This is a genomic window from Glaciihabitans sp. dw_435 (assembly GCF_018449675.1).
Classification (GTDB): Bacteria; Actinomycetota; Actinomycetes; order Actinomycetales; family Microbacteriaceae; genus Glaciihabitans.
In genome coordinates this window covers 89,738-114,491 of sequence record NZ_JAAVUZ010000008.1, presented here as the reverse complement: position 1 = coordinate 114,491, position 24,754 = coordinate 89,738, and the positions used below count along the sequence as shown (strand labels likewise).

Here is a 24,754-nt window from a genome sequence, read left to right as displayed (position 1 = left end):
AGTTCCCACGCCCGAGACCCGGGTTGTATCAGCCGTTATCCGGCGAAGTCGGTGATGGTGCTACCGCAGCGGAAGGAGGGCAGTAAACGCGGCGGCGCGGGCGGCGCCAAACCCACGGAATGGGCGGATCGCGTTAGCTGTCTTCGTCGTTGTCATGACGTCCTCCTGGTCTGCGACGGATGTGTCTCGCCGTCCGGACCACGTCGACATCGGATAGATCTCGACCGCCCGGGCAGCCTTCCAGAATAGGGCAGCGAAAGACCCGAAGGCAAACGTTTTCTCAAACTGCGCCGGAGTACGGGGCCGGCGGTGACCGGTTAGCCGCGGACGCGGACCGACAGGCAGGTGACGCAGCCCTCGAGCTTTTCGAATTCGCTGATGTCCACCGTGACGACGCGGTACCCGAGGTCCTCGAACAGCACGGCAGTGAGCGGGGCGGACGCAGACATCAACACCGCGTCATCCGACAGCACTACGACGGCGGCACCGGACTCCTCGGGCACCGCGAGGAAGCGCTCGAACAGCGCGGGGTGTTCGACCAACGGCGCGTGACCGATGACCGTGCCGTCGGGCAGCGCGGTGACGGCGCTCTTGAGGTGCAGCACGCGGCTCACCGGTACCGCGACGACGGTGAAGCCAAGGGGCCCGGCGATGGCGCGGAACTGGCGGATACCCTCCGCGTTGGTGCGGCCGCCCCGACCGACGTAGACGGTGGTGCCGACCTTGAGCACGTCGCCTCCGTCGAGGGTTCCGGGAAGCGAGATCCGGGCAACGGCGAGGCCGTGACGCGCCACGTCGGTCTCGACCGCGGCCGGCTCCCCGCGACGCGACTCGGCGCCGGGGCTCGTGATGACGGCGGTGCGTCCAAGGATCACGACGGTGTCCTCAATAAAGACGGAGTCGGGATGGCTGTCCGCCGCTTCGACCTCGATGATGCGGAAGCCTTCGCCCTCCAGCACCGATACGTACTTCTCCCACTGCGCATCGGCGAGTTCCACGTCCACCGGCACCCGGTCCAGGTGCGTCAGTTCGCCGTCGGCGAGGGTGGATGCGGGCGAGCGTACGAAGGCGACGGGCTGGATTTTGGGCGTGCGACCCGTGACGACCGGAGCGCCAGGAACGGCGATGACGCGGCGGTACACGTAACGACCGAGGGTGATGGTGGCGACAACGCCCAGTATCCCGAAGACGAAGTTCTCGGCGATGAGCGTGCCGAATACGGCCTTCACCACTTCGCCGCTGAACGCGTTGCCGGCGGTGACGAAGGTGTAGGTACTGCCGACCAGGATGGCAAGCACCGTGACGATGATCGCGCCCACCAGCGCCGTCCACCAGCGCCAGTAGACCGAGACCGCCGCGGCGATCGCGCTCAGGATGAAGAACACGAGCGCCGTCGGCAGGAAGTAATCGCTGAACGCGGACAGCGTCGACTGCGTCGCGATGCTCAGCGGCACGAAGATGATGATCGTCGTCAGGTACGTCGCCGCGGCGACCGCGAACGCGGATACCAGGGCGGCAGTCAGACGGCGCAGCATGGGAACTCGTGTAGTCATGTCTCGAACCCTACTGGGGGGTTTCTATGAACCACCTGCGACCTAGTGGAAGAAGTGGCGCTCCCCGGTGAAGTACATCGTGACGCCGGCGGCGTTGGCCGCGGCGATCACTTCGTCGTCACGGATGGATCCACCCGGCTGCACGACGGCGCGAACGCCGGCTTCGAGCAGCACTTCGAGTCCGTCGGCGAAGGGGAAGAAGGCATCCGATGCGGCGACGCTGCTCCTTGCGCGGTCACCGGCACGATCGACGGCGAGGTGGCAGGAGTCCACGCGGTTGACCTGGCCCATGCCGACCCCCACGGACGCACCCTCGTGGGCCAGCAGGATGGCGTTGGACTTGACCGCGCGCACGGCGGTCCAGGCGAACTCGAGGTCGGCCTGCGTGCCGGCGTCGACCGCGTCTCCGGCAACGAGTGTCCACTGGTCGAACGGGGCGAACTGCGCGTCGGCGGTCTGCACCAGCTCGCCTCCCGAGATCTGCTTGATCTCGGTGTTCTCGCGCAGGAAGTTCTGCGGAAGCTGCAACAGGCGGATGTTCTTCTTGGCCTGCAGAACCTCGAGGGCCTCGGGCTCGAATCCGGGAGCGACGACGACCTCGGTGAAGATGTCCTTGATCGACTGCGCTGCCTCGAGGGTGATCGGGCGGTTGGCGGCGATGACGCCACCGAACGCCGACACCGGGTCGCACTCGTGGGCGCGGCGGTGGGCGCTGGCGATCGGGTCCCCGTCACCGCTGGCGACGGCGATACCGCAGGGGTTTGCGTGCTTGATGATCGCGACAGCGGGCTGGGCGAAGTCGTAGGCGGCGCGCACTGCTGCATCGGCGTCGACGAAGTTGTTGTACGACATCTCCTTGCCGTGCAGCTGCACGGCCTGGGCGATCCCCCGGCCATCGGCACGCACATACAGGGCGGCCGACTGGTGGCTGTTCTCGCCGTAACGGAGCACCTGCTTGAGAGTCGCCTCGATTGCGATGGACTCGGCCGGCGCGTCATCCGCTTTCACGACCTGCGCGAACGCGGGCGAGTGCTCGGCGACCTCCGTGGCAAACCAGGCGGCGACGGCGGTGTCGTACGCGGCGGTGTGCGCGAAGGCCTCGGCGGCGAGGCGACGGCGCTGCGACAGGGTGGTTCCCCCGATGGACAGCGACTTGAGCACCTGCGGGTAGCTGGCCGGCGAGGTGACAATCGCGACGTTTGCGTGGTTCTTGGCGGAGGCACGCACCATGGCGGGGCCCCCGATGTCGATCTGCTCGACGGCGGCATCGCCCGTAACGCCGGCGGCGATGGTCTCCACGAACGGGTACAGGTTGGAGACGACGAGCTCGAATGGCTCGATGCCCTGCTCGGCGAGCTCGCGCTCGTGCGACTCGAGGCGAAGATCGGCGAGAAGACCTGAGTGGATGGCGGGATGCAGGGTGCGCACGCGTCCGTCGAGCGACTCGGGGTAGCCGGTGACGGAGGCAACCTCGGTGACCGGGATCCCGGCCGCCGCGATCGTCTTCGCCGTGGAACCGGTGGACACGATCTCGACACCGGCAGCGTTCAGAGCCGTCGCGAGCTCGACGAGCCCCGACTTGTCACTCACCGAAACGAGCGCACGGCGGATCTGGATGACGTCGCGGGGACGGTACAGGGACGGGTCGTGTGTTGGTCCGCTCATGTGGTGGCCAGCTCCTTGAGGTTGATGTGTCCGTTGGCGATGTCGAGCACTGCCTGAATCAGCAACTCCCGCTCGACCGGCTTGATGCGTTCGTGAAGGCTCGACTCCGTGTCATCCGGCAACACGGGAATTCGGCGCTGGGAAAGAATGGGTCCGCTGTCCACGCCGTTGTCGACGAGGATGACACTCGCCCCGGTTTCGCTGACACCCGCGGCGAGCGCGTCGCGAACGCCGTGCGCCCCCGGAAACTCGGGCAGGTATGCCGGGTGGGTGTTGATCAGGTTGGGACCGAGGGCGTCCACGACCCGCGGCGGCAGGAGCTTCATGAACCCGCTGAGGACGACGAGGTCGGGCTGCCACACCTGGATCTGCTCGACGAGCGCGTCGCCCCATGCCTCACGGTCCGGGTAGTTCGACAGCGCGACCGCGAAGGTCGGGATGCCGAACGCCTCGGCGTGTTCGAAGCCGTCCGCATCGCGATCGGCGCCGACGGCAATGACGCGGGCAGGGAATTCGGCGTCCTGCGACGCTTCGAGGAGCGCGCGGAGGTTAGAGCCGCCCCCTGATATGAGCACAACCAGCGAAAGCACTGGCCAAGCATATCGGGCGGCGCTTTGGTATCGGGCGGCGTCGGCGAACTCTGAAAGACTCGTGCCATGGACGCTGACCAGGAACTGTTCGATCACGCTGTTGACCAGATGCGCCGTCGGTGGCCGGATGCACAGGAGGCAGTCGCCGCCGCCGTTCGTCTGGACGATGGGTCGATTCTCACCGGGATCGCTCTCGATAACTTCAACGCCGCCATGAGCCTGTGCGCGGAGACCGGGCCGATCTGCGAGGCCTACACCGCGGGACGACGCATCATCGCGTCCATCTGCGTGAGCCGCGAAGACGGGCGGGAAGGCGTCACAGTTCTCGCCCCGTGTGGCGCATGCCAGGAAAGGCTCGCGCTGTGGGGACCGGATGTTCGCGTGGGGGTCAGCGACCCTGACCAGCCTGAGGGATGGTCAAGCCGGTCACTGGTCGAGCTGAATCCGTTCTACTGGGCGACAGTATTCGCCGAGGGCGGCATCTGGCCGTCGATCCAGCAGCATGCCGGCTAAGCAGCCCTGACGCGGCACAGCCGGAGGGTGGTTACGACCGGGGAGCGCGTTCGCGGGAGGGCAGGTGGCCGGCAGCGAGCAGACCAAGCACCGCGGCGACGCCGATTTCGAGCGCTGCCCACAGGCCGACCACGAGGGGGTCGGGTCCCACCTGGTGCAGGCGGCCGGGGCCGGCAGCGCCGGAGGATGCCCAGGCGAGAAGCCCGAGCAGCGCGCCACCCACGACGCCCATGCCGAGGCCCGTAGCCAGCAGGCGGGGAATGATGCCCGCGTTTGGAGTGGGCCGTTCGTCGAAGTTCAGCGGCTGCGTCAGATCGTTGTCGCCCAGGTCGAGTGGCTGCGTCAGGTCGTTGTCGCTACCCGCAGGAACACGCCGCCGGGCCGGGGCCGTGCGCGACATGCCACGAGCGCCCGTGGGGCCGCCGGTCACGGCGAGCAGTCGCCCCCGCAGGAGGGCTGCGCAGACGAATGCGGCGACGATCGGAACGAGAAGGCCGATGTACCCGAAGCTCGAGTCCCCCAGGGGCAATGCGCCGAGCACCGGTACCGCCGGGATCGGACCGAGGCTCGTGCCGAGCGGACTGACGGATGACCCGACGCCGATCGCGAACCCGGGACCCACGAGCCACGAGACACCCCAGATCACGAGGTTGGGCAGGAACGCCAGCTGCGCCAACGTCAGCGCGAAACCCCCGAGACCCTCGGTGTGCAGGCCTTCGTAGAGGGTGATGATTTCGGCATAACTGCTGAAGATGAGAACGGCGACGATGACCGATCCCGCGGCGACAACGGCCGCGGCCGCGGCGGTTCCGCCCCGGAGCGCCGTGGCGACGGCGGCGCGGGTCGTCGGTTGCCAATCGGCGATCCAGTCGCGAATGGAACTGCCCGTGGCATCCGTCGCGGCCCGCTGCGTCCGCAGGGAACCGATGGTGACGCCGAGCGCAAAGATGAGGGAGGGAAGGATGATCCCCTGGGGCAGCGACGGCGACGCCCCCGCAGCCCTGGCGGACAGGGTGACCCCCGCGGCGCAGAGCGCGAAGACGCCGATCGCGACCGCGTTGCCGATCAGGCGGTAGTCGGTCTGGGCGATGCGGCGGCCGGCACGAGCTCCCAGAACGATGGTGAGAAGGGCGATCCCGAGGGCGGCGGCGGTAACGATGAAGGGAGTACCGGCTCCGTCGAGTCCAAGCGACTTCACGGTGGCGGCATCGAGGGTGAACGTGACGTCGACGCCGTGGCCAATCAGCCAGATGTCGACGGAGGAACGCCAGAAGTCGGTCCAGTCGGGAGCGAACCCGAACTGCAGTGCCCAGAGCACGGTGAGGGGCGCGAGCGGGATCCCGATGCCGATCGCAACGACCAGCAGAGCCTCGAACGCGGCGAACAGGGAGGTGAGCGAGCGATTCATACCGCTCGAACCCTACCCGCGCCATGACTGATGCTCGCTGTGCCTCGCCGCCGTGATGACAGGATGGGGCCATGCGCGCACACCCGATCTACGTCGAGACGCTCATTCGCGCGGACCTCGACACGGTGTGGCGCCTCACCCAGGAGCCGACGCTGCATCCGCGGTGGGATCTGCGATTCAGCAGCATTACCCCGCAGGAGTCGCTGCCGAGCGGCGGATACCGATTTTTGTACAAGCTGCGGCTACCCCTCCACACGATTGCCGGCACGGGAACCTCCCTCGGCGAGCGCGACCGTCCCGACGGCACGCGCACGTCCGCGTTGCGGTTCACCACCGCGGACCGGCTGTCACCGTTGGGCGATGGCCGCGGATACTGGCGATACGTCCCGACGCCCGACGGGGTGCGGTTCATCACCGGCTACGACTATGCGCCGGGCTGGGGCTCGACCATCGACCGGCTGGTGATGCGCCGCTTCATCGGATGGATGACGGCGTGGAGTTTCGAGCGGCTGCGGATCTGGGCTGAGACCGGCGTCGAGCCGGAACGGTGGCCCGTGGCATCCGTCCTCGCATTCTGGAAGCCCGATCGACCGCGCGCCGCGCGCTGCCAACGCACCCCGCGCTCGGGCCGCGCCATGGATGACGCGCCGACCACCCTGAGCGCTCTGGAGACCCCGTGACCTCAATCTTCGAACGGGCACTCGGCGAGGACTTCGCCCGACTCCACCCGCAGTTGCAGAAGCGCTTCGGCGTGGGGCTCGACGCTGGCTACGCGTGTGTGGGCACCGGCGTGATGTCCCGGGTGCGGCGCGGCCCCTGGTGGACCCTGCCGTTCCTGTACCTCGGCAAGGTGCGCAACATTCTCATCCCGGACACCGGGGAGAACGTGCCCTTCACGATCGAGAACTTTCCGTACCGCGATCCCTTCGGCCGCGAGACGGTGACGTTCGTGCGCGAGTACAGCGTGCGCGCGACCCCGAGCCGGTTCGACGCCACCATGGTGCTGCATGACGGCGTCGTTCTCGACTACCTGGGCACGCACCAGCACCTGGCCGTTGACCTCGATCTCACGGTCGAGCCCGACGGCTCGCTGCTGCTGCGATCGGGCGAGCAGCGTTTCTACGAGGGGCCCCTTGCGTTCCGTTTCCCGATGCTGTTCAGCGGGCGCGCGACACTGCGGGAGGCGTACAACGACGAGCTCGGAAAGTATTCGATCAACCTCGAGGTGCATAACCGGGTGTTCGGGTTTCTGTTCGGCTACGAGGGCACCTTCGATTGCACCTTCACCGCGGCCCAGGACGCACCCGCCCGGCTGAAGCCCGTGCGACACGAGATCCGCACGTGACCGACTCGGTGTACCAGCGCGTTCTCGGAGACGACTTCGCGGCCCTCGCTCCCGAGCTGCGCTCCTACTTCGAACGCCCGCCGGCCGGCTCCGTCGGCGTGGGCACCGGCGTGTACGAGGTCGCCGGATCGCGCCACCGATGGCTGCGCCCCGTCTTCACCTACCTCGCCTGGCGCCACATCCTATTTCCCGAGTACGGCACGGCAATCCCCTTCGAGGTCCTCAACGTGCCCGGCCCCGGCGACGGGTTGAGCGCCCGCCGGCTGTTCCAGTTCGCCGGGCGAACGCGAATCATGGAAGACACCATGCACGTCATCGATGGCCGGCTCCACGACTTCCTGGGGCGGCGGCGCGGCCTCGAGGTGCGCCTGAGGGTGCGGATAGTGGATGGCGCGCTTGCGATGCAGTCCGATGGCGTCTGGCTCCACCTCCGGCGTCTGCGCCTGCCCGTCCCCGCCGTGCTGTCGGCACGCGTCACCCTCACCGAATGCTGGGACGGCGACGCGCAGCACGTGAGCGTGCGGATGCGCAATCCGCTGCTGGGCGAGATCTTCGAGTACCGCGGGAGCTTCACCTTCCGGCACGCGTTAACCGACGAGGACGCGACCAACCGGAGTTGATCGCGCCCTCGTGTGGTGCGGAGAGTTACAGCGCCGCGTAGACCTCACGCAGGATCGCTGCGGTCTCGGACGGGGTCTTGCCGACGCGCACACCGGCGGCCTCCAGGGCCTCCTTCTTGCCCTGGGCGGTGCCGGCTCCGTCGGAGACGATCGCGCCCGCGTGGCCCATGGTCTTTCCCTCGGGAGCGGTGAAACCCGCGACGTAGGCCACGACCGGCTTAGTCACGTGCTCCTGGATGAATGCGGCCGCACGCTCTTCGGCGTCGCCACCGATCTCGCCGATCATGACGATCGCCCGGGTCTCGGGGTCCGCCTCGAACGCCTTGAGGGCGTCGATGTGGGTGGTGCCGATGATGGGGTCGCCGCCGATGCCGATGGCGGTGGAGAATCCGAGATCACGCAGCTCGAACATCATCTGGTAGGTCAGCGTGCCCGACTTGGAGACGAGTCCGATGGGTCCCGCCTCGGTGATCGTCGACGGGATGATGCCCGCGTTCGACTTGCCGGGGCTGATGATGCCGGGGCAGTTCGGGCCGATGATCTGGGTGGTGTTGCCCTTGGAGATGGCGTAGGCCCAGAACTCCGCGGAGTCGTGCACGGGAATGCCCTCGGTGATCACGATGGCAAGCGGGATTGCCGCGTCGATCGCCTCGAGGACCGCGCCCTTGGCGAGGGCCGGGGGAACGAAGATGACGGACACGTTGGCGCCGGTGGAGCTCATCGCCTCGGCAACGGTGCCGAAGATCGGCAGCTCGGTGCCCTCGATCTCGACGGTCGTTCCCGCCTTGCGCGGGTTCACCCCGCCGACGATCTTCGAGCCCGACGCGAGCATGCGGCCCGCGTGCTTGGTGCCCTCGGACCCGGTGAGTCCCTGGACGATGATTACGGAGTTCTCGTCGAGAAAGATCGACATTGTGCTGTTCCTTTTCCCTAGCGAGCTGCGTACGCGAGTTCGGCTGCCTTGTCGGCGGCCTCGTCCATGGTGTCGACAACGGTCACCAGCGGGTGAGCGGCGTCGGCAAGAATCTGGCGGCCCTCGACGACGTTGTTGCCGTCCAGGCGCACCACGAGGGGCTTCGTTGCCGTGTCGCCAAGCTTCTCGAGGGCGCCGACGATGCCGTTGGCGACCGCGTCGCAGGCGGTGATGCCACCGAAGACGTTGACGAAGACGCTCTTGACCTGCTCGTCACCGAGGATGACGTCGAGCCCCGCGGCCATGACCTCGGCCGACGCTCCACCTCCGATGTCGAGGAAGTTCGCCGGACGCACGTTGCCGTGCTTCTCTCCCGCGTAGGAGACAACGTCGAGGGTGGACATCACGAGTCCCGCGCCATTGCCGATGATTCCGACCTCACCGTCGAGCTTCACGTAGTTGAGGTTCGAGGCCTTGGCCTTCGCCTCCAGCGGGTCGATGTCACCGGCCTCTTCGAGTGCGTGGTGGTTGGGGTGACGGAACGCCGCGTTCTCGTCGATGGTGATCTTGCCATCGAGGGCGATGATCTCGCCGGTCTCGGTGAGCACCAGCGGGTTGACCTCGACGAGCGTGGCATCCTCTCCCTTGAAGACGTTCCACAGGCGGGCGATGACGGGCGAGATCTTGCCGAGCAGCTCCTCGGGGAAGCCGGCGGCGCGGGCGATCTCGAGTGCCTTGGCCTCGTCGATGCCTTCGAGCGGGTCGATCTGGAGGCGGGCGAGGGCCTCGGGCTTCTCGACGGCGAGAATCTCGATCTCCATGCCGCCCTCGACGCTGGCCATCGACAGGAAGGTGCGGTTGGAGCGGTCGAGCAGCACCGAGAAGTAGAACTCCTGGGCGATGCGGGCACCGGCGGCGACCATCACGCGCTTGACGACGTGGCCCTTGATGTCGAGTCCGAGGATGGACTCCGCCGCGGCGAACGCCTCATCCGGAGTCTTGGCGACCTTGACGCCGCCCGCCTTTCCGCGACCGCCGACCTTCACCTGGGCCTTGACGACGACAACGCCGCCCAACTTCTCGGCGGCTGCCCTCACCTCGTCCGGGGTGTCGGCCGTGATTCCGGCTAGTACAGGTACGCCATAGGACTCGAAGAGGTCCCTGGCCTGGTACTCGAAAAGATCCACGCTGCAATTCCAATCCGTGGCGGGCTTACTCGGACGCGGCACACCATCCCGACAGCGACTTAACTCGTCATCGAGACACCTGAACCACGTGAAACTCTACCCGTTTCCCGCTGGACCCCGCCCCGACACTGGGACGCGGCGGCGAGTGGATGCCCCGGGCCGGGGCATCCGTCCATGGCAGGCACAGCGGCACGCGAGAGAATCGGTGCATGCGACTACGCGACATGGGATCCGAGGCCGTGCTGTTGGGCGCCGGCGGCCGCGCGATCCTGCTGCAGCTGGGCAACCCCGCTGTTGGCCATGCCGTCGCCGAGCACTCGAGTTTTGCAACCGACCCGACCCGGCGGCTGCGCCACACCCTCACCTATGTGTACGCGCTGCTCTGGGGAACCGAGGGGCAGGCGCGCTTCGTCACCGCCATGGTCAACCGCGCGCACGCGCCCGTCGTCTCCGAGGGTGGTGGCGCGACCGGCGGTCCCGCCTACACCGCCGTCGATCCGCAGCTGCAGCTCTGGGTCACCGCCACCCTGTACGACTCGGCCATCGTGATGCACGAGCGCATCTTCGGTGCCCTCGGCCCGGCGGACGCCGAAGCGATTTACCAGGACTACGCCGAGATCGGGGTCGGCCTGCAGATGCCGCGCGAGCTGTGGCCGCGCGATATCGCGGCGTTCCGTCAGTACTGGGATGCGGCCATCGACGGCCTCGTCGTGGACGACGTGACGCGGGGCGTCGCCCGCCAGCTGCTCTGGCCGCGGGTTGGCCCTGTGTGGTTGAGGGCAGCGATGCCCCTCGCCCGCTGGCTCACGATCGGCCTGCTGCCATCCGCCGTCCGCCACGATTTCGGCTTAGCGTGGGACGACGCGAAAGAGCGCCGGTTCGAGCGGATGATGCGTGCCGCGGCCCACATCTACCCGCTATTGCCCAACGCGCTGCGGCAGTGGCCGAAGAACCACCTGCTGAAGAAGCTGCCCGCTACTGCTCCTGCGAGCGACCCAGCTCGGTGAACAGGTCGAAGTTGAGGCCATAGGCGACCTCGACCTCGGCGATGAGTGCCGCACGCTCCTCTGCGGTCCACGGTGCGTTCTCGAGGGCAGCCCGATAGTCGTCCTTGAACGGCTTCGGCTTCGGGATCAGCGGGAAGTTGAGGAAGTTGAGGCCCTCGTCCGGGATGCCGTAGTGACGCTGCACCATGACGCGGATGATCTGCCCACCAGAGAGGTCACCGAGGTACCGGATGTAGTGGTGCGCGACGAACTCGGCGGAGCTGCGGGCAGCGATCGTCTCGAGGCGTTCGACGTAGGCCTGGGTCGGGGCCGACGCGACGATGGTCTCGCGCCAGTCGGCACCGAGGAAGTATTCGAGGTCGGCTTCGAGCGCGGTGCGGCGCAGCAGGGCGTCGTCCACGAACATGCTGCCGATGGCGTCGTCGCGCCAGGTCTCTCCCACGCGCTCGAGGGCGTCGTAGATGAAGTAGTACTGCGAGGTCAGCGCGGTGTAGCCGGCGATCGTTCCCTCGCCACCCATGAGACGACTCATGAAGCCGGCGTTCTCGGCGCGCGTGTGCGCACCCTGCGAACGTTCGCGAACCTGGGCGGCGAAGCTCGTCACGGCGGCGGTCTCGGCGGGGGCAGCTGGTACGGACATCGGGTGCTCCTTGAGTAGGTCACCGATCGGACTGGCACGATCGACGCGGTTGCGGCTAAGTTAGGTAAGCCTTAATAAGGTAAGCCTTATTGAGGTCATCCTAACCCGGTGGCTCACAGTCTAGAGCCGCGTTCCACAGCAGGGAGAACTTCGTTGTCAATTTCCACACGCCCGTCCCCGGACCGGCGACGTTTCGGCACGAAGATTCTCGGTGTGGCCACAACGGCCTTGTTGGCAGCGGCCATGGTGGTCGGCGGCGGGGCAATCGCGCAGGCGGCACCAGCCCCCTCAATCACCGTCAGCGAAGCACCCGACGGCGGCGGACCCGTCACCATCACGGGCAGTGGCTTTGACACGACCGACCCCGGCATCTACGTCGGACTCGGCAACCAGTCCGCCACGGGCTTCTACTCGGCGACCCTCGTCGGCAGCGAAACAGTGTGGGTGGACACTGCCAACACCTCGGGCGGATCCAGCGGTGCGCGCACCGAACCCATGTCGGCGCAGGGCACCTTCAGCTTCACCATCACGGCGCCCGCCGGAACCGATTCTTCGTACGCAGTCTTCTCTTCCAAGGCCCACGGCCTTGGCGCGTACGCCGACTTCACCCAGAACGTCACGACGAACCTGAGCTACGCCGAGGCACCGGTAGAGACGCCCACCGCCACACCGACCCCGTCGGAAACGCCCACCACGCCACCCACGGTCTCTCCCACCGATACCCCGACGAGCGCGCCCACCGGCACCCCGACGCCGCCCACCCCGGCCCTGACCGTCTCGCAGATCCCAGCGGGCGGCGGCATTGTGACCGTCTCCGGCACGGGCTTCTCCACCACCGACCCCGGTATCTACATCGCCGCCGGCCACTCGGGTGCCGCGAACCTCTACGTCGCACCGGGACTGGACGCCAGCAAGGCCGTGCAGATCAAGGTCGGCAACACCGTCGGCGCCAACACCGCACCGATGAATAGCGACGGCAGCTTCACCGCAACGCTGACCCTTCCCGCCGATGACGGCGTCACCACCTGGTCGGTCTACGCCTCCAAGGGTGAGGGACAGGGAGCCGGTCGCGACACCACCCAGAACACGAGCGCACCGCTCACCTACGCAACACCCGTCACCCCGCCGACCACCACGCCGACGGGCACCCCCACCACTCCCCCGACGTCGACCCCGACGGCACCGCCCACCACCACTCCGACGTCGCCCACGGGCCCGTCGATCACCGCGACGCAGATCCCCACCGCGGGCGGCAAGGTCACGCTGACCGGCACGGGCTTCAGCGCTACCTCCCCCGGCATCTACCTCGGAGTCGGACCCGTCGGTCTTTCCGGCATCTACGGCTCGACGGACAAGCTCATCGATTCGGAGACCATCTGGATCGACATCGACAACACGGACAGCACGACCGCACTCGGCCGCACGGCACCGATGACCGCAAAGGGAACCTTCTCGGTCACCGTCACCCTTCCCGCCAAGTCGGGTATCACCTACGCGGTCTACACCTCGAAGGCCCACGGCCTTGGCACCACCAACACGTCGCAGAACACCGTGACTCAGCTCAGCTACGTCGGCCAGCCCGTCGTGGTGCCGCCGACCGTGGATCCCACCGCACCGGTGACCCCCGCGGTCCCGGACGCACCCGCCCCCTCGCTCTCGGTGAGCAAGATCCCCGCCCGCGGCGGAACCGTCACGGTGACAGGTAAGAACTTCTCCGCGCAGTCCCCCGGCATCTACCTCGGAGTCGGCGTCGCCGGCTACGACGGTTACTACTCCGCGAGCCGCGCCGGCGCGCTCATCACGAGCCAGACGATCTGGATCGCGATCAACAAGACAGCGTCCGGAACCGTCACCGCCGGGGCATCCGTCACCGCCGCCGGCCCGACAGTGCCCCGCACCGCACGCCTGAACGCCGACGGATCCTTCTCGGTCACGGTCGCGCTGCCCGCGCCGAACGGCAAGTCATACGCGATCTACACGTCGCTGGCCTCTGGTGTCGGCAGCCTCGATTCCTCGCAGAACGCTCTCGCTCCCCTGACGTATGTCGCCGCGGCGGCGACGACGACGCCCGCGGCCGCCGCGGAGGAGGCACCGAAGTGCGTCGCCCGCGCCGTCTCCGGTGCGAGCCTCGACTGGGCAATCAAGACGTCGTTCCGTTCCTACATCAGCGGCAGCATTGCCAACGGCTCGTGGAGCCTGTCAGGCATCGGCGACGAAGATGGACGCTTCGTCTGGTCGAACGGCACCGGCAGCTACAACACGACCGCGGACAAGGGAATCGTGCGCTTCCCGGGCACCCTGCACTTCACCGGTCACGACGGCGCCCTGGATATCACTATCAGTGACATGTCCGTTCGCCTCTCCTCGGCCGGCTCCGCCTCGGTCATCGCCTCCTTCAACACGCTCGGGCTCGACGGCACGCGCACCTCGATGAGCAACGTTCCGTTCGCCACGATCGCCGCGGGCGGCACGTCCGTCGGATCCTCGACACTGCGATTGACGGATGCCTCGACCACCCTGACCGCGAACGGTGCGACCGCGTTCGGCGGCTTCTACCCGACCGGCCAGGCGCTCGCGCCACTGACCCTGTCGGCTCCGCTCGGCGCATCGGTCGAGTGTGACTCCGCGACGTTCTCGTCGCTCGCGCTCACCGGAACCGGCAGCCCGGACGTGAGCCTGCTCGGCGCCAGCGCGCTGATGCTCGCCGGCATCGGCATGCTGTCGATCGTGCGTCGCCGTCGCGTTCGCGCGGCAGCGTCCGGCTCGACCGAGTCATGAGCCGCGGCCTTCCCCGCTCGCGAGCCCCGCGCGGTAGTTCCGCGGGGGCCCGCGGCCCGCTGATTCTCGCCGTCGCCGTCCTCACCGTCGGTCTGCTCGCGGGATGCCAGGCGGCAACGCCGTCCGATGCAGCCGGTTCGACCGCGGCGCCGGCGTCAACCTCCACCCCGACGACGACCGGCACGCCCCTTCCGGACCCGCATTCGCTGACGGGTGCCTCGACCGCGGCATCCATCAGCGATGTCGTTCCGATTGCGACGGACGTCACGTCCGTGCTGCCGGTCACCGTCACCGACGAGGAGGGCACGAAGGTCACCATCACGGACACGTCGCGCATCCTGGCGCTCGACCTGTACGGCACCCTCGCCGAAACCGTCGTCGGCCTGGGGCTCGCCGACAAGCTCGTCGGGCGCACCGTCTCGAACACCATGGCGAGCATGGCCGACCTTCCGCTCGTCACCCAGGACGGCCACGAGCTCAACGGCGAGGCGATCCTGAAGCTGAAGCCGACGGTCATCCTCACCGACAAGAGCATCGGACCACGCGAAGTGCAGGACCAGTTGCGGGATGCCGGTGTCGCCGTCGTCTTCTTCGATGGCAGCCGCAGCCTCGCGACCGTGGGCGAGCAGATCCTCGCCGTCGGCCACGCGCTCGGTGTTGACACCGCGGCCCAGCAGCTCGCCGACCGCTCGGAGCAGGAAATCACCGACGCGAAAGCGGACATCGCCGCCATGGCGCCGTCGGACCCGGCCAAGAAGCTGCGGATCGCGTTCCTCTACGTGCGGGGCGCCGGCTCTATCTTCTTCATCCTCGGCAAGGGCGAGGGGGCGGATGACCTCATCGATTCGCTCGGCGCGATCGACGTCGCCACGGAGGCGGGCATAACGGGCGCCCGTCCGGCCAACAGCGAGGCACTGCTCGCGATCAATCCCGACCTGATCCTCACGATGACCGGTGGCGTCGAGTCGACCGGTGGGCTGAAGGGCCTGCTCGCGCGGCCCGGTGTCAGCGACACCACGGCAGGCAACAACCACCGCGTCGTCGACATGAGCGACGGACAGATCCTGTCATTCGGACCGACCACCGGTGCCGTTCTGCGATCGCTCGCCCAGGCGATCTACGCCCCGACCGAGCTGCGCCCGTGACGGTAGCGGCACCGGCGCCCACGCGGGCGCCGGTCGTGAGATCGCAGGGGCGGCGACTCGCCATCACCGTGGTGGTGCTGGCGATCCTGTTCATCGCCACGATCACGGTGTCGGCCACCGTCGGGCAGTTCCCGCTCGCACCGTCGGAAATCCTCGCGTCGATCGGACGCCGCATCGGGCTCGTTCCCGTCACCGATGCCGACCGGTTTGCCGACGGCGCCCTGTGGAACGTGCGCTTCCCGCGCATCCTGCTCGGGGCCATCGTGGGTGCTGCGCTCGGCGTCGCCGGCACGATCATGCAGGGCACCTTCGGCAATCCGCTTGCCGAGCCCGGCGTTATCGGCGTCTCCGCCGGGTGTGCCGTCGGCGCCTGCTCGGCGATCGTGTTCCACCTCGAGTTCCTCGGCGGCGCCACCGTTCCGGTCATGGCCTTCGTATTCGGCCTACTGACCACGTTTCTCGTCTACTACCTGTCCCGCTCCACCGGACGCACCCAGATCCTCACGCTCGTGCTCACCGGCATCGCGGTCAACGCCGTCGCGAACGCACTCATCGCGCTGTGCGTCTTCCTCGCCGACACCGCCAGCCGTGAACAGATCGTGTTCTGGCAACTCGGCTCGCTCAACGGCGCCTCCTGGCTGGCGGTCGGCACGACCCTCCCGTTCCTCGTGGTGGGCCTCGGCGGCGCGCTGTTCGCTGCCCGCAAGCTCGACCTGCTCGCCCTCGGCGAGCGCCAGGCACGTCACCTCGGCGTCAACGTCGAACGCCTGCGCATCCTGTCGATCGTGTGTGTGGCGATCCTCACGTCGGCGGCAGTCGCCTACGCGGGCATCATCGCGTTCGTGGGGCTCATCATCCCCCACCTGCTCCGCCTGATCGTCGGCCCCTCGCACCGTGCGCTGATCCCGGCGAGCGCGCTCGGCGGTGCAGTACTCATCAGCCTCTCGGACGTGCTTGCCCGCACGCTCGTTCCCTTCGCCGACCTGCCCATCGGCATGTTCACGGCCCTCGTCGGCGGCCCCGTCTTCTTCATCCTCATGCGCAAGTCCCTCCGGTCCGGATCGGGCCTGTCGTGACCCGGCCGGCTCTGCACGCCACGGGAATCTCTTACGCCGTGCGCGGGATGCGCCTGCTCGACGATGTCGATATCTCCGTGGCATCCGGTTCCGTTACCGCCATCATCGGTCCGAACGGCGCCGGCAAGTCCACGCTGCTCGGCATCCTCGCCGGGGACATCCAGCCGACCACGGGCAGCGTGGGGCTTGGGGCCGACGCGCTCGGCTCCATCTCCGTGGCCGACCTTGCCCGCAGGCGCAGCGTGCTGCTGCAGCAGTCGGCGGTCGCGTTTTCCTACACGGTGCGGGAGGTCGTGACCATGGGACGTTCCGCCTGGCGGTCGACGGATGACGCGGCCGACGATGAGGCGATCGTGGAGTCGGCCCTCGAGCAGACCGACATCGTGCAGCTGGCCGGGCGGGATGTGACGACGCTCTCCGGCGGGGAGCAGGCCCGTGCGGCCCTCGCCCGGGTTATCGCCCAGCGCTCCCCGATCGTGCTGCTCGACGAGCCCACCGCGGCACTCGACATCGCCCACCAGGAACGCGTGCTTGAGCTGGCGGGCGAACTCGCCGCCGCCGGTGGCGCGGTCGCCATCGTCATGCACGATCTGGACGCCGCCGCGACCCACGCCGACCACGTGGTGATCCTCGAGCGCGGGCGCGTGGTTGCCGCCGGCCCACCCGCCGACGTCATGACGAGCGAGATCCTGAGTCGGGTCTACGCACACGCGATCGACGTCGTGGAGCACCCGACCACGGGGCATCCACTCGTCATCCCGGCGCGCACGCGCTTCGCCCGCTAGATCTTTTCGATCGGCGCGATCTTGATGAGCAGGCGCTTGCGTCCCGCCGTGTCGAACTGCACCTCGGCAACGCGCTTGGCACCCTCGCCAGTGACGGCGGTGACGCGGCCATCGCCGAAGTCGATGTGCCGCACGCGGTCGCCGGTCGTGAGAGTGAGGTCGCCGTTGTCGCGCACGGTTCCGGTGACCTTGTTCGCCCACTCGACCTTGGATGCGGCCTCCTTGCGGGCGGCGCGGGCGAGAGCCGTGGCGCTGGGGCCGCTGGAGCCGAACTCGTAACCCGAGCCGGTACCGGTGATGCCGGTGGCCTCGGCCCCGAACGCACCGCGGCGGGCGTTGAGCGCACGGGGCTGGGTGCCACCGCGACTCGTGGCCTCGCCCGGCGACTGGCGCCAGTCGATGAGCTCCGGCGGAATCTCCTGCAGGTAGCGGCTGGGCATCGCGACGTTGACCTCACCGAACTGCGCGCGCGTCATGGCGAGCGACAGGTACAGGCGCTTGCGGGCCCGCGTGATGCCCACGTAGAACAGGCGCCGCTCCTCTGCGGGACCGCCCGGCTCACCCGCGGACATGCGGTGGGGCAGAAGGTCTTCCTCGATGCCCGTGAGGAACACCGCCTCGTACTCGAGGCCCTTGGCGGTGTGCAGGGTCATGAGCGAGACGGTTCCGCTCGTGTCATCCAGATCGTCCGCTGCGGCAACGAGCGAGACCTCGGTCAGGAAGTCGAGCAGCGTGCCGGTCGGGTTGTTCTTCTGGAACTCCTTCGTCACCGACAGGAGCTCCTCGACGTTCTCGGCGCGGGCCTCGTCTTGCGGGTCGCGGGATGCCCGCAGCGACTCGATGAAGCCCGTGCGGTCGAGCAGTGTCTTCAGCACGTCGGCCGCCGAGGCCGACACGGTGCCTTCGGGCACATCGACTGTCGCACTGACCTCGTCGAGCATGGCCGCGAGCGACATGATCGCGCCGGTGACCTTGGGGCCGAGGCCGAGGGCGTCGGCGTTGCGCATCGCGTCGCGCAGGGTGGTGTCGTGGTTGTCCGCGAAGTTCTGCAGCGCGGCCTCGGTGGCGGGGCCGATGCCGCGCTTGGGCGTGTTCATCACGCGGCGCAGTGCCATCGGGTCCTGCGGGTTGGCGATCGTGATCAGGTACGCCATGGCGTCCTTGATCTCGGCGCGCTCGTAGAACTTGGTGCCGCCGAGCACCCGGTAGGGAAGCGCCGAGCGGATGAAGATGTCTTCGAGCGCACGCGTCTGCGCGTTCGTGCGGTAGAAGACGGCGATGTCTTTGTACGCAACACCCTGCTCGTGCAACGCGGTGATCTCGTCCGCGACGAACTGCGCCTCATCGTGACCGGAGTACCCGGTGAAGCCGACGATCTTCTCGCCGGAGCCGACGGTCGTGAACAGCTTCTTGTCTTTGCGGTCGAAGTTGTTCGAGATCACCGAGTTGGCGGCGTCGAGAATGTTCTGCGTCGAGCGGTAGTTCTGCTCGAGCAGGATGACGCTGGAGTTCGGGAAGTCGCGCTCGAATTCCACGATGTTGCGGATGTCGGCACCGCGGAACGCGTAGATCGACTGGTCGCTGTCACCGACGACGGTGAGGGATGCCGCGTCGAGGTGGCCCTTGCCCTGCAGGTCGAGCGGAAGGTCGCCCTGGTTGACCGGACGGGTCAGTTCGCGGATGAGCGCGTACTGCGCGTGGTTCGTGTCCTGGTACTCGTCGACGAGGATGTGACGGAATCGGCGCTGGTAGAGCGCGGCCACCTGCGGGAACGCACGGAACAGGTAGACGGTCTGACCGATGAGGTCATCGAAGTCGAAGGCATTGGCGCTGGCCAGTGACCGCGTGTACTGGCGGAAGATCTCAAGGAACATCGCCTCGTTCGGGTCGTTGAAATTCGCCCCGCGGGCGTACGACTCGACGTCTTGCAGCTCGTTCTTGAGCTTGGAGATTTTGCCGGATGCCTGGCTGACGGTGAACCCCAGCGTGTCGGCGTTCAGCTCCTTGATGATCCTCTTGAGAAGTGCCCTGCTGTCGGCGGAATCATAAATCGTGAAGCTCTTGGTGAACCCGAAGTTCTCGGCCTCGCGACGGAGGATTCGCACGCACGCGGAGTGGAAGGTGGAGATCCACATTCCCTCGGCCTGCTGGCGGCCGACCAGCTGCTGCACACGTTCGCGCATCTCGGCGGCGGCCTTGTTGGTGAACGTGATCGCGAGAATCTGGCTCGGCCACGCCTCGCGGCTCTCGAGGAGCCCGGCGATGCGGCGGGTGAGCACGCTGGTCTTACCGGAACCGGCCCCGGCCACGATCAGCAGCGAGGGACCCCGGTACAGCACTGCTTCGCGCTGCTGCGGGTTCAACCCGTCGAGCAGCGCATCGGTGAACGTGTGCCCACCCTGCTGACCGGAACCGCGACCCCCGGCAGATGTCTGCCCCTGAATTTGCGGCGGGCCGAACTTGGACGGTTCGGACTCAAAGGGGTCTAAGACAAAGGTCATGGCCTGAGTAATTCTAGGCGGGACCTACGACAGTCGGTTCCGTGTCACGGGCCTGCAGGGCGAGGTCGGGCTGGTCCGCGAAGACCCCGTCGATTCCGGTATCCATGATCAGCCGGAACTCCCGGCGCCAGTCGCCGTACATGTTGTCCGCCTTGCCCTTGCGCAGGTTCGGAGCCAGGAAGTGGTTCTCAGCGCGCAGGGTGAACGTCCAGGCGGTGAGACCGAGTGCGTGAGCACGGGCAACGAGGTCGGTCGTACCGATGACGTGGCCCTCGTCATCCGTCTTCAAAATCAGGGACTTGGCGACGCTCACGCCGTCGACGCTGAGCGCGAGGCGGGCGAGGCCCTCGTTCGTGAGGTGTTCGGCATAGCTGGGTGCCTTCGCTCCCATGGCCGCGACGAGGTCCGCGGGCGATCCCTCATCATCCGCGAGGAAGACGTAGTGACCCGGGATGCCGCGCGCACGAATCTTGCCGAGCACCGACTGCTCGAACGACTCGACCACGAGGTTGGTGGGAGTCGCCCAGTCGGCCATCACGGCCGCGAACATCTCGTCGAGATGCAGTCCGATCGAGGCAAAGTAGGTGGGGTGCTTGATCTCGGCAACCAGCATGATGGGGCGGTCTGCCGCGTCAATCAGCTCGAGGAGGTCGGTGAGACGCAGGATGCCTCCGCCGCCGATGAATGTCGTGCTGCCCCGGCGCAGCTTGGGCAGACGCTCCATGGTGCGTACCTTGGCGAGCTCATCCCAGGTGAAGTCCTCGATGAACCATCCGGTGAGCTCGACGCCGTCGACAACCTTCGTTGTCTTGCGGTCGGCAAACTTGGGGTTCGTGGCGATGTCGGTGGTGCCCGAGATCTCGTTGTCGTGACGCAGCACGAGGACGCCGTCACGCGTGGAGACGATGTCGGGCTCGAGCGCATCGGCGCCCAGCTCGATCGCCAGCTCGTAGGCTGCCCTCGAGTGTTCGGGTCGGTAGCCACTGGCCCCACGGTGCGCGATCACGAGCGGTCGTTTAGTCACCCCACCAAGGTACGGCAAACGCCCTGAGTGTTTCTTTGTGCTTTGTCGTGTCCCGACTGTTTATAGGCTGTCGATCATGACGACAACCCGAAGCGTTCGCGTGGAGCCCGCCTCCCTGCTTCCGCTGCACTGGGGCTACTACCCCAGCAGGTATGTCGCGGGCCTGGCACTGCTGATCTCCAGCACGGTGGGACTGCAGGGCGCGAACACGTACACGCTGTTCCTTCTCGGCCTGTCGACCCTCGCGCACGCGGCCGGCTGGATTGTGTTGCCCGCCCGGGGACCCCGACGGGCCTGGGTGGTGGCGCCCAACGTCGCGGTCGTCTGGATCCTGCTCACCGGACCCGGAACCACCTGGGCTCTCGTCGTTCCCTTCCTCTGCTGGCTGCTCATACGCCAGCGTCCGGCCCTGAGTTACCTTGCCGTTCTGCCTGTACTGGCGATGGGCTGGGTCGTCTCGCACGTCTTCCAGGAGTACCGCGGGATGCCCTACGCGCTCGGCCTCATGGCGGTGGCAGTGATCGGCAGTGCGTGGCTGGCGCGGTGGATCGCCGGCATCGGCCGCGCGCCCCGAATTCCCCGTCCGCTTAGGGCGAATGCCCAGTAATTGAGCGGGCTCCGCCGAATACACTTGCTCTCAGAAACGTTTCACATTTCTCATAGAAAACGTTCCTCACAGAGATAAGGACCCCATGGCACTCTCCTCCAATCCCGCGTTCACGAACGGTGCGTTCAAGAACAGTGGCGAGAAGGCAGTTGCCACGCCCGGTATGACTGCACAGCAGCTCGACGAGCTGTACAGCCGCCCGGCCGCTGGCCCCGCCGAGACCGACCGCATGAGCTACGACGACGTCATCATGAAGACCGTGATCACGTTGGTCTTCGTGCTCGCCGGTGCGGCCGTCGGATTCTTCCTTCCCGGCCTCTACCTCCCGTTCGCCTTTGTGGGCTTCGGCCTGGCACTGGTCAACATCTTCAAGAAGAAGCCCTCCGCTCCCCTGGTGCTGGCGTACGGAGTCGCCCAGGGAATCTTCATTGGTGGGCTCTCGACGATCCTGGAGATGCGCTTCCCCGGCATCGCCTTCCAGGCCATCATCGCGACGGCCGTCGTGTTCGTTGTGACGCTCGCGCTCTTCGCCAACGGCAAGGTGCGCGCCTCCAAGCGGGCGACCAAGATCTTCATGATCGCTGGCATCTCGTATGCGCTGTTCTCGCTCGTGAACCTCGGTCTGCAGCTCACCGGAGTCAACAATGACGCGTGGGGCCTGTTCAGCTCGCCCACCCTCTTCGGCATCCCGCTCGGCCTGCTCATCGGCCCGATCGTGATCCTGATGGCCGCGTACTCCCTGGTGCTCGACTTCACCGCGATCCAGGAGGGCGTCCGCACCGGAGCCCCGCGCATCCTCGGATGGCGCGCGGCGTTCGGCCTCGTCGTCACCATCGTGTGGCTGTACACCGAGTTCCTGCGCATGATCTCGCTGTTCCGCCAGTAAGCATCGCCCGAGGCATCCGCTTCACAAAAAATCGCCCCCGTCCACCGCTACAGCGGCAGGACGGGGGCGATTTTGTGGTGAGAGAGGTTACTCGTCTCCGGGGATCTCCGAGTCGGTGTATTCACCGGACTCTTCTTCGCCCTTGGGCTGAGTCTCCAGATCCTTGTCGGTGTATTCGCCGTCCCGCTCGTCGCCGTCGCGCTTGTCGCTCGTCATCGAGATTCCCTTCGTCAAAAGCTGGAGTGCCAACTGTCCGTTCGCCCTGCCACGGTACCCCGCAACCGGGATTTCTGTCGATCTTGCCGGAGGCTTGACTAAGCCCGGCCGCGCCGGAACAGATCGCGCGGCACCGACGCCGACCCATCCGGTACGCTCGCCGCATACCGTCGGGGGATGCACGTGGACAACAATCAGGCGCGAACCGCCGCTGAAGCACTCGCAGAGATCACGCGCAGCGCTGATGCCCTCCTGAGGTTCCGGGCCGCCTACACCGGCGAGCGCGATGGCGTCGATGTGCTGCGCCGCATCGCCGAGCAGCAGGTTCCACCCACCCGCGATAGCGCCGCGCGCGTGGACGAGCTGCTGCGCGCCGCCTTCAGCCGCACGCTGTCTCCCGAGGAAGAAGAGCTGGCGGCGACAGCCCGCGACGAGCTGGAGACCATTGAGCGGAGGGAAGCGGATGACGCTGCCGCCCTCGTCGCCGCACGGGCGCTGTTGTCCCCGGCAGAGCCGGCACAGGCCGCCGCGCCGTCGTCCGGCACGGCCTCATTGACGGAAGGCGGCAGACCACGGCAATCGGGAGCGCCCGTCGTCACCCTGACGACGGTCCCGCCAGTGCAGGATGAGGACGCGTCCCGACCGTGGTGGCCCCTGCGTCGCCGCCGTAACCTCGCCGTCGTCGTTGTAGGCGCCTTCGTGTTGGGTGCGATCGCCAGCGCGGGAATCGCGAGCCTGCGGCCAGACGCCGGCGCCGTGACATCCGCCCCCTCGGCCTCTCCCACCCGCAGCACTCCCGGCTTCGACGCCGACCAGAACGGCCAGGAGGCTGTCGGCCCCGGCGGCGAGCCCGACGCGCAGCCGACGGAAGGCGCCGTCACCCGCGCCGGGGATGCGCGCGCCGCGCTGAAATGGTTCGACGGCAAGCAGACGGAGGCCGACAAGACCACCGGCATTGGTCCGCTGGTGTCGAGTAAGGGCGTTCCCGTGGATCCCGCGTCGACGCGACTGGTGCAGACGACGTCCGTCGCGAGCGTGTGGGTCGCCATGGGCACGCCGAGCCTCGTCAACACATTCTGTCTGATCATCGGCAACGCCGAGGAACGCTCCTGGGGAACCAGCTGCGCCAACGCGGTGGACTTCACCTCCGTTGGTCTGCAGCTCGTGTACCCGAGCCCTGTGCCCGCCGAAGCCCCATTGACCGCCGTCTGGACGGGCACCGACATCACCGTGTCCTTCGGTCCTGGGTAGGGCCGCCGCCCTCGCAGCAGATCAATCCGATTGCCCCGTGCCTACGAATAACAAAGATGTACGATCTGGCACATGATGGATGACCCGGGCGCAAGCGCTCCGGGAGGCCGCGACCTGAACGACCTCCGTCGCATCGCCTTTGGCAGAACCGAATCCCCCGCGGACGAGCGGGCCGCTGCCGACGCCCGTCGTCAGCTGGACGAGCTTGAGCGTGCGGGGCAACCGCCGGCACCCTCCGACGAGCAACCGCGCGCCGACGTGGCATCCGCATCCCCCGGCCCCAACCTGCCGGGCGCGTCCGACGCGACGCTCACCGGGGACGGCGAACCCGAGGGTGTGGTGTCCGACGTGCTCGTCGTCGCTGGAGACCGTCCCACGGCGCATCGCGCGCCCTGGGGCCGCGGTCGCTGGCTCGTGGTTGTTGCGGCAGCGTTCCTCATCGGAGCCGTGGCCAGCGCCACGTTCGCCGCGACCCGGCCGACGACCGTGCGCTTCGTGCCGACCAACAGCGACGGATCCGGGGTGGACAACCGCGTGCAACCCAGTGCGACGGGCGCGCCGTTCACCGTGTCGACGCCCGAACCGCTCGATGCCAATGGGGACGGCTTTGTCGACGGCAGGGTGGGCAGTTACACCGACGACTACACGGGCACGATCGCTGCCAGCAGCCTCCGCGCATCCGAGAAATGGTTCAGCGCGCCGCAGACCGCCAACGACCGCACGACAATCCGGTACACCGGGCTCGTGCCCAACTCGACCCGGCTGATGCACAGCGACACCGCCGGACTGCGCTACTGGATCGCGAGAAACAACGCCAACGACTTCTGCCTGCTGACAGCGATGCCCGGGCCGGGCAACACGTCGATGGCGTGCACCACCGTCGCGGACTTCATCGTCTCCGGCCTCACGACCGACACCGTCGATGCCGCCACCGGCGAATCCCTCGGCTCGGTGTCGTGGACCGCCCGCGCGTTCACGCTCAGCAGCACGAGCGCCGAGAAAAGCCTGTCGACCGGCGGCGGCAAGACCACCGCCACCGGCTGA

Annotated in this window: 23 protein-coding genes; 13 read left to right on the top strand and 10 right to left on the bottom strand. The window is 67.5% G+C overall.

The window, feature by feature from the left end; genetic code table 11:
- Positions 1-317: 317 nt before the first annotated feature.
- From ddaH to purN, 3 genes are read right to left on the bottom strand one after another with little or no spacing between them, the layout of a single operon-like run.
- A complete protein-coding gene (ddaH, locus tag HB677_RS18680) occupies positions 318-1,553 on the bottom strand; it encodes a dimethylargininase (RefSeq protein ID WP_213815954.1) in 1,236 nt (411 codons plus the stop codon).
- 42 nt (positions 1,554-1,595) lie between these two features.
- On the bottom strand, positions 1,596-3,218 hold the full coding sequence (purH, locus tag HB677_RS12050) for a bifunctional phosphoribosylaminoimidazolecarboxamide formyltransferase/IMP cyclohydrolase (protein WP_213815953.1): 1,623 nt from the start codon (positions 3,216-3,218) through the stop codon (positions 1,596-1,598).
- Positions 3,215-3,808 (bottom strand): phosphoribosylglycinamide formyltransferase, encoded by a 594-nt coding sequence (gene purN, locus HB677_RS12045; RefSeq protein ID WP_213815952.1) that lies wholly within the window; start codon positions 3,806-3,808, stop codon positions 3,215-3,217. The genes purH and purN overlap by 4 nt, the downstream gene beginning before the upstream one ends.
- Positions 3,809-3,874: 66 nt before the next feature.
- Between purN and HB677_RS12040 the strand changes: the two genes are divergently transcribed.
- The gene (locus HB677_RS12040) at positions 3,875-4,321 is read left to right on the top strand and encodes a cytidine deaminase (protein ID WP_213815951.1); all 447 of its coding nucleotides are present in this window, start codon (positions 3,875-3,877) and stop codon (positions 4,319-4,321) included.
- 31 nt (positions 4,322-4,352) lie between these two features.
- Here HB677_RS12040 and HB677_RS12035 read toward each other — a convergent pair whose 3' ends face one another.
- Positions 4,353-5,729 carry a DUF6350 family protein gene (locus tag HB677_RS12035; protein WP_213815950.1) on the bottom strand — a complete coding sequence of 459 codons (1,377 nt, stop codon included), beginning with the start codon at positions 5,727-5,729 and terminating at the stop codon, positions 4,353-4,355.
- 71 nt (positions 5,730-5,800) lie between these two features.
- On the opposite strand from HB677_RS12035, the gene HB677_RS12030 reads away from it, so the two are divergent.
- The 3 genes from HB677_RS12030 to HB677_RS12020 are packed head-to-tail and all read left to right on the top strand — an operon-like array spanning position 5,801 to position 7,694.
- On the top strand, positions 5,801-6,409 hold the full coding sequence (locus tag HB677_RS12030) for an SRPBCC family protein (protein WP_213815949.1): 609 nt from the start codon (positions 5,801-5,803) through the stop codon (positions 6,407-6,409).
- Positions 6,406-7,074, top strand: a complete 669-nt coding sequence (locus HB677_RS12025) for a DUF4166 domain-containing protein (RefSeq protein ID WP_213815948.1) — start codon at positions 6,406-6,408, stop codon at positions 7,072-7,074. Before HB677_RS12030 ends, HB677_RS12025 begins: the two co-directional genes overlap by 4 nt.
- A complete protein-coding gene (locus HB677_RS12020) occupies positions 7,071-7,694 on the top strand; it encodes a DUF4166 domain-containing protein (protein ID WP_213815947.1) in 624 nt (207 codons plus the stop codon). The genes HB677_RS12025 and HB677_RS12020 overlap by 4 nt, the downstream gene beginning before the upstream one ends.
- Positions 7,695-7,719: 25 nt before the next feature.
- Here HB677_RS12020 and sucD read toward each other — a convergent pair whose 3' ends face one another.
- Both sucD and sucC read right to left on the bottom strand, forming a co-directional pair.
- Positions 7,720-8,607 carry a succinate--CoA ligase subunit alpha gene (sucD, locus tag HB677_RS12015; RefSeq protein WP_213815946.1) on the bottom strand — a complete coding sequence of 296 codons (888 nt, stop codon included), beginning with the start codon at positions 8,605-8,607 and terminating at the stop codon, positions 7,720-7,722.
- A 17-nt stretch (positions 8,608-8,624) separates the two neighbouring features.
- Positions 8,625-9,794, bottom strand: a complete 1,170-nt coding sequence (gene sucC / locus HB677_RS12010) for an ADP-forming succinate--CoA ligase subunit beta (RefSeq protein WP_213815945.1) — start codon at positions 9,792-9,794, stop codon at positions 8,625-8,627.
- A 209-nt stretch (positions 9,795-10,003) separates the two neighbouring features.
- Between sucC and HB677_RS12005 the strand changes: the two genes are divergently transcribed.
- Complete coding sequence (locus HB677_RS12005) at positions 10,004-10,801, top strand: oxygenase MpaB family protein (protein ID WP_213815944.1); 798 nt, start codon at positions 10,004-10,006, stop codon at positions 10,799-10,801.
- Here HB677_RS12005 and HB677_RS12000 read toward each other — a convergent pair.
- Positions 10,770-11,441: a heme oxygenase (biliverdin-producing) gene (locus HB677_RS12000; protein WP_213815943.1), complete on the bottom strand. Its 672-nt coding sequence runs from the start codon at positions 11,439-11,441 to the stop codon at positions 10,770-10,772. The two genes, HB677_RS12005 and HB677_RS12000, sit on opposite strands and share 32 nt — an antisense overlap.
- Before the next feature lie 213 nt (positions 11,442-11,654).
- On the opposite strand from HB677_RS12000, the gene HB677_RS18865 reads away from it, so the two are divergent.
- From HB677_RS18865 to HB677_RS11980, 4 genes are read left to right on the top strand one after another with little or no spacing between them, the layout of a single operon-like run.
- Positions 11,655-14,219, top strand: coding sequence for an HtaA domain-containing protein (locus tag HB677_RS18865; RefSeq protein ID WP_213815942.1), 2,565 nt, complete (start codon positions 11,655-11,657; stop codon positions 14,217-14,219).
- Positions 14,216-15,364, top strand: coding sequence for a hemin ABC transporter substrate-binding protein (locus HB677_RS11990; RefSeq protein WP_213815941.1), 1,149 nt, complete (start codon positions 14,216-14,218; stop codon positions 15,362-15,364). The genes HB677_RS18865 and HB677_RS11990 overlap by 4 nt, the downstream gene beginning before the upstream one ends.
- The gene (locus HB677_RS11985) at positions 15,361-16,440 is read left to right on the top strand and encodes an iron ABC transporter permease (protein WP_213815940.1); all 1,080 of its coding nucleotides are present in this window, start codon (positions 15,361-15,363) and stop codon (positions 16,438-16,440) included. Before HB677_RS11990 ends, HB677_RS11985 begins: the two co-directional genes overlap by 4 nt.
- Positions 16,437-17,225: a heme ABC transporter ATP-binding protein gene (locus HB677_RS11980; protein ID WP_307852584.1), complete on the top strand. Its 789-nt coding sequence runs from the start codon at positions 16,437-16,439 to the stop codon at positions 17,223-17,225. Before HB677_RS11985 ends, HB677_RS11980 begins: the two co-directional genes overlap by 4 nt.
- Here the strand turns inward: HB677_RS11980 and HB677_RS11975 are convergent.
- Positions 17,222-19,726 carry an ATP-dependent helicase gene (locus HB677_RS11975; protein WP_213815939.1) on the bottom strand — a complete coding sequence of 835 codons (2,505 nt, stop codon included), beginning with the start codon at positions 19,724-19,726 and terminating at the stop codon, positions 17,222-17,224. The genes HB677_RS11980 and HB677_RS11975 overlap by 4 nt on opposite strands.
- Before the next feature lie 13 nt (positions 19,727-19,739).
- The gene (locus HB677_RS11970) at positions 19,740-20,750 is read right to left on the bottom strand and encodes a glycerophosphodiester phosphodiesterase family protein (protein WP_213815938.1); all 1,011 of its coding nucleotides are present in this window, start codon (positions 20,748-20,750) and stop codon (positions 19,740-19,742) included.
- 76 nt (positions 20,751-20,826) lie between these two features.
- Between HB677_RS11970 and HB677_RS11965 the strand changes: the two genes are divergently transcribed.
- On the top strand, positions 20,827-21,357 hold the full coding sequence (locus tag HB677_RS11965) for a hypothetical protein (protein ID WP_213815937.1): 531 nt from the start codon (positions 20,827-20,829) through the stop codon (positions 21,355-21,357).
- 85 nt (positions 21,358-21,442) lie between these two features.
- A complete protein-coding gene (locus tag HB677_RS11960; protein ID WP_213815936.1) occupies positions 21,443-22,243 on the top strand; it encodes a Bax inhibitor-1/YccA family protein in 801 nt (266 codons plus the stop codon).
- A gap of 87 nt (positions 22,244-22,330) precedes the next feature.
- Here HB677_RS11960 and HB677_RS18475 read toward each other — a convergent pair whose 3' ends face one another.
- The gene (locus tag HB677_RS18475; protein ID WP_255546564.1) at positions 22,331-22,459 is read right to left on the bottom strand and encodes a hypothetical protein; all 129 of its coding nucleotides are present in this window, start codon (positions 22,457-22,459) and stop codon (positions 22,331-22,333) included.
- Between the two features lie 177 nt (positions 22,460-22,636).
- Between HB677_RS18475 and HB677_RS11955 the strand changes: the two genes are divergently transcribed.
- Positions 22,637-23,710, top strand: coding sequence for a hypothetical protein (locus HB677_RS11955; protein WP_213815935.1), 1,074 nt, complete (start codon positions 22,637-22,639; stop codon positions 23,708-23,710).
- A 72-nt stretch (positions 23,711-23,782) separates the two neighbouring features.
- Entirely contained in the window at positions 23,783-24,754 is a 972-nt protein-coding gene (locus tag HB677_RS11950; protein ID WP_213815934.1) for a hypothetical protein, read from the top strand.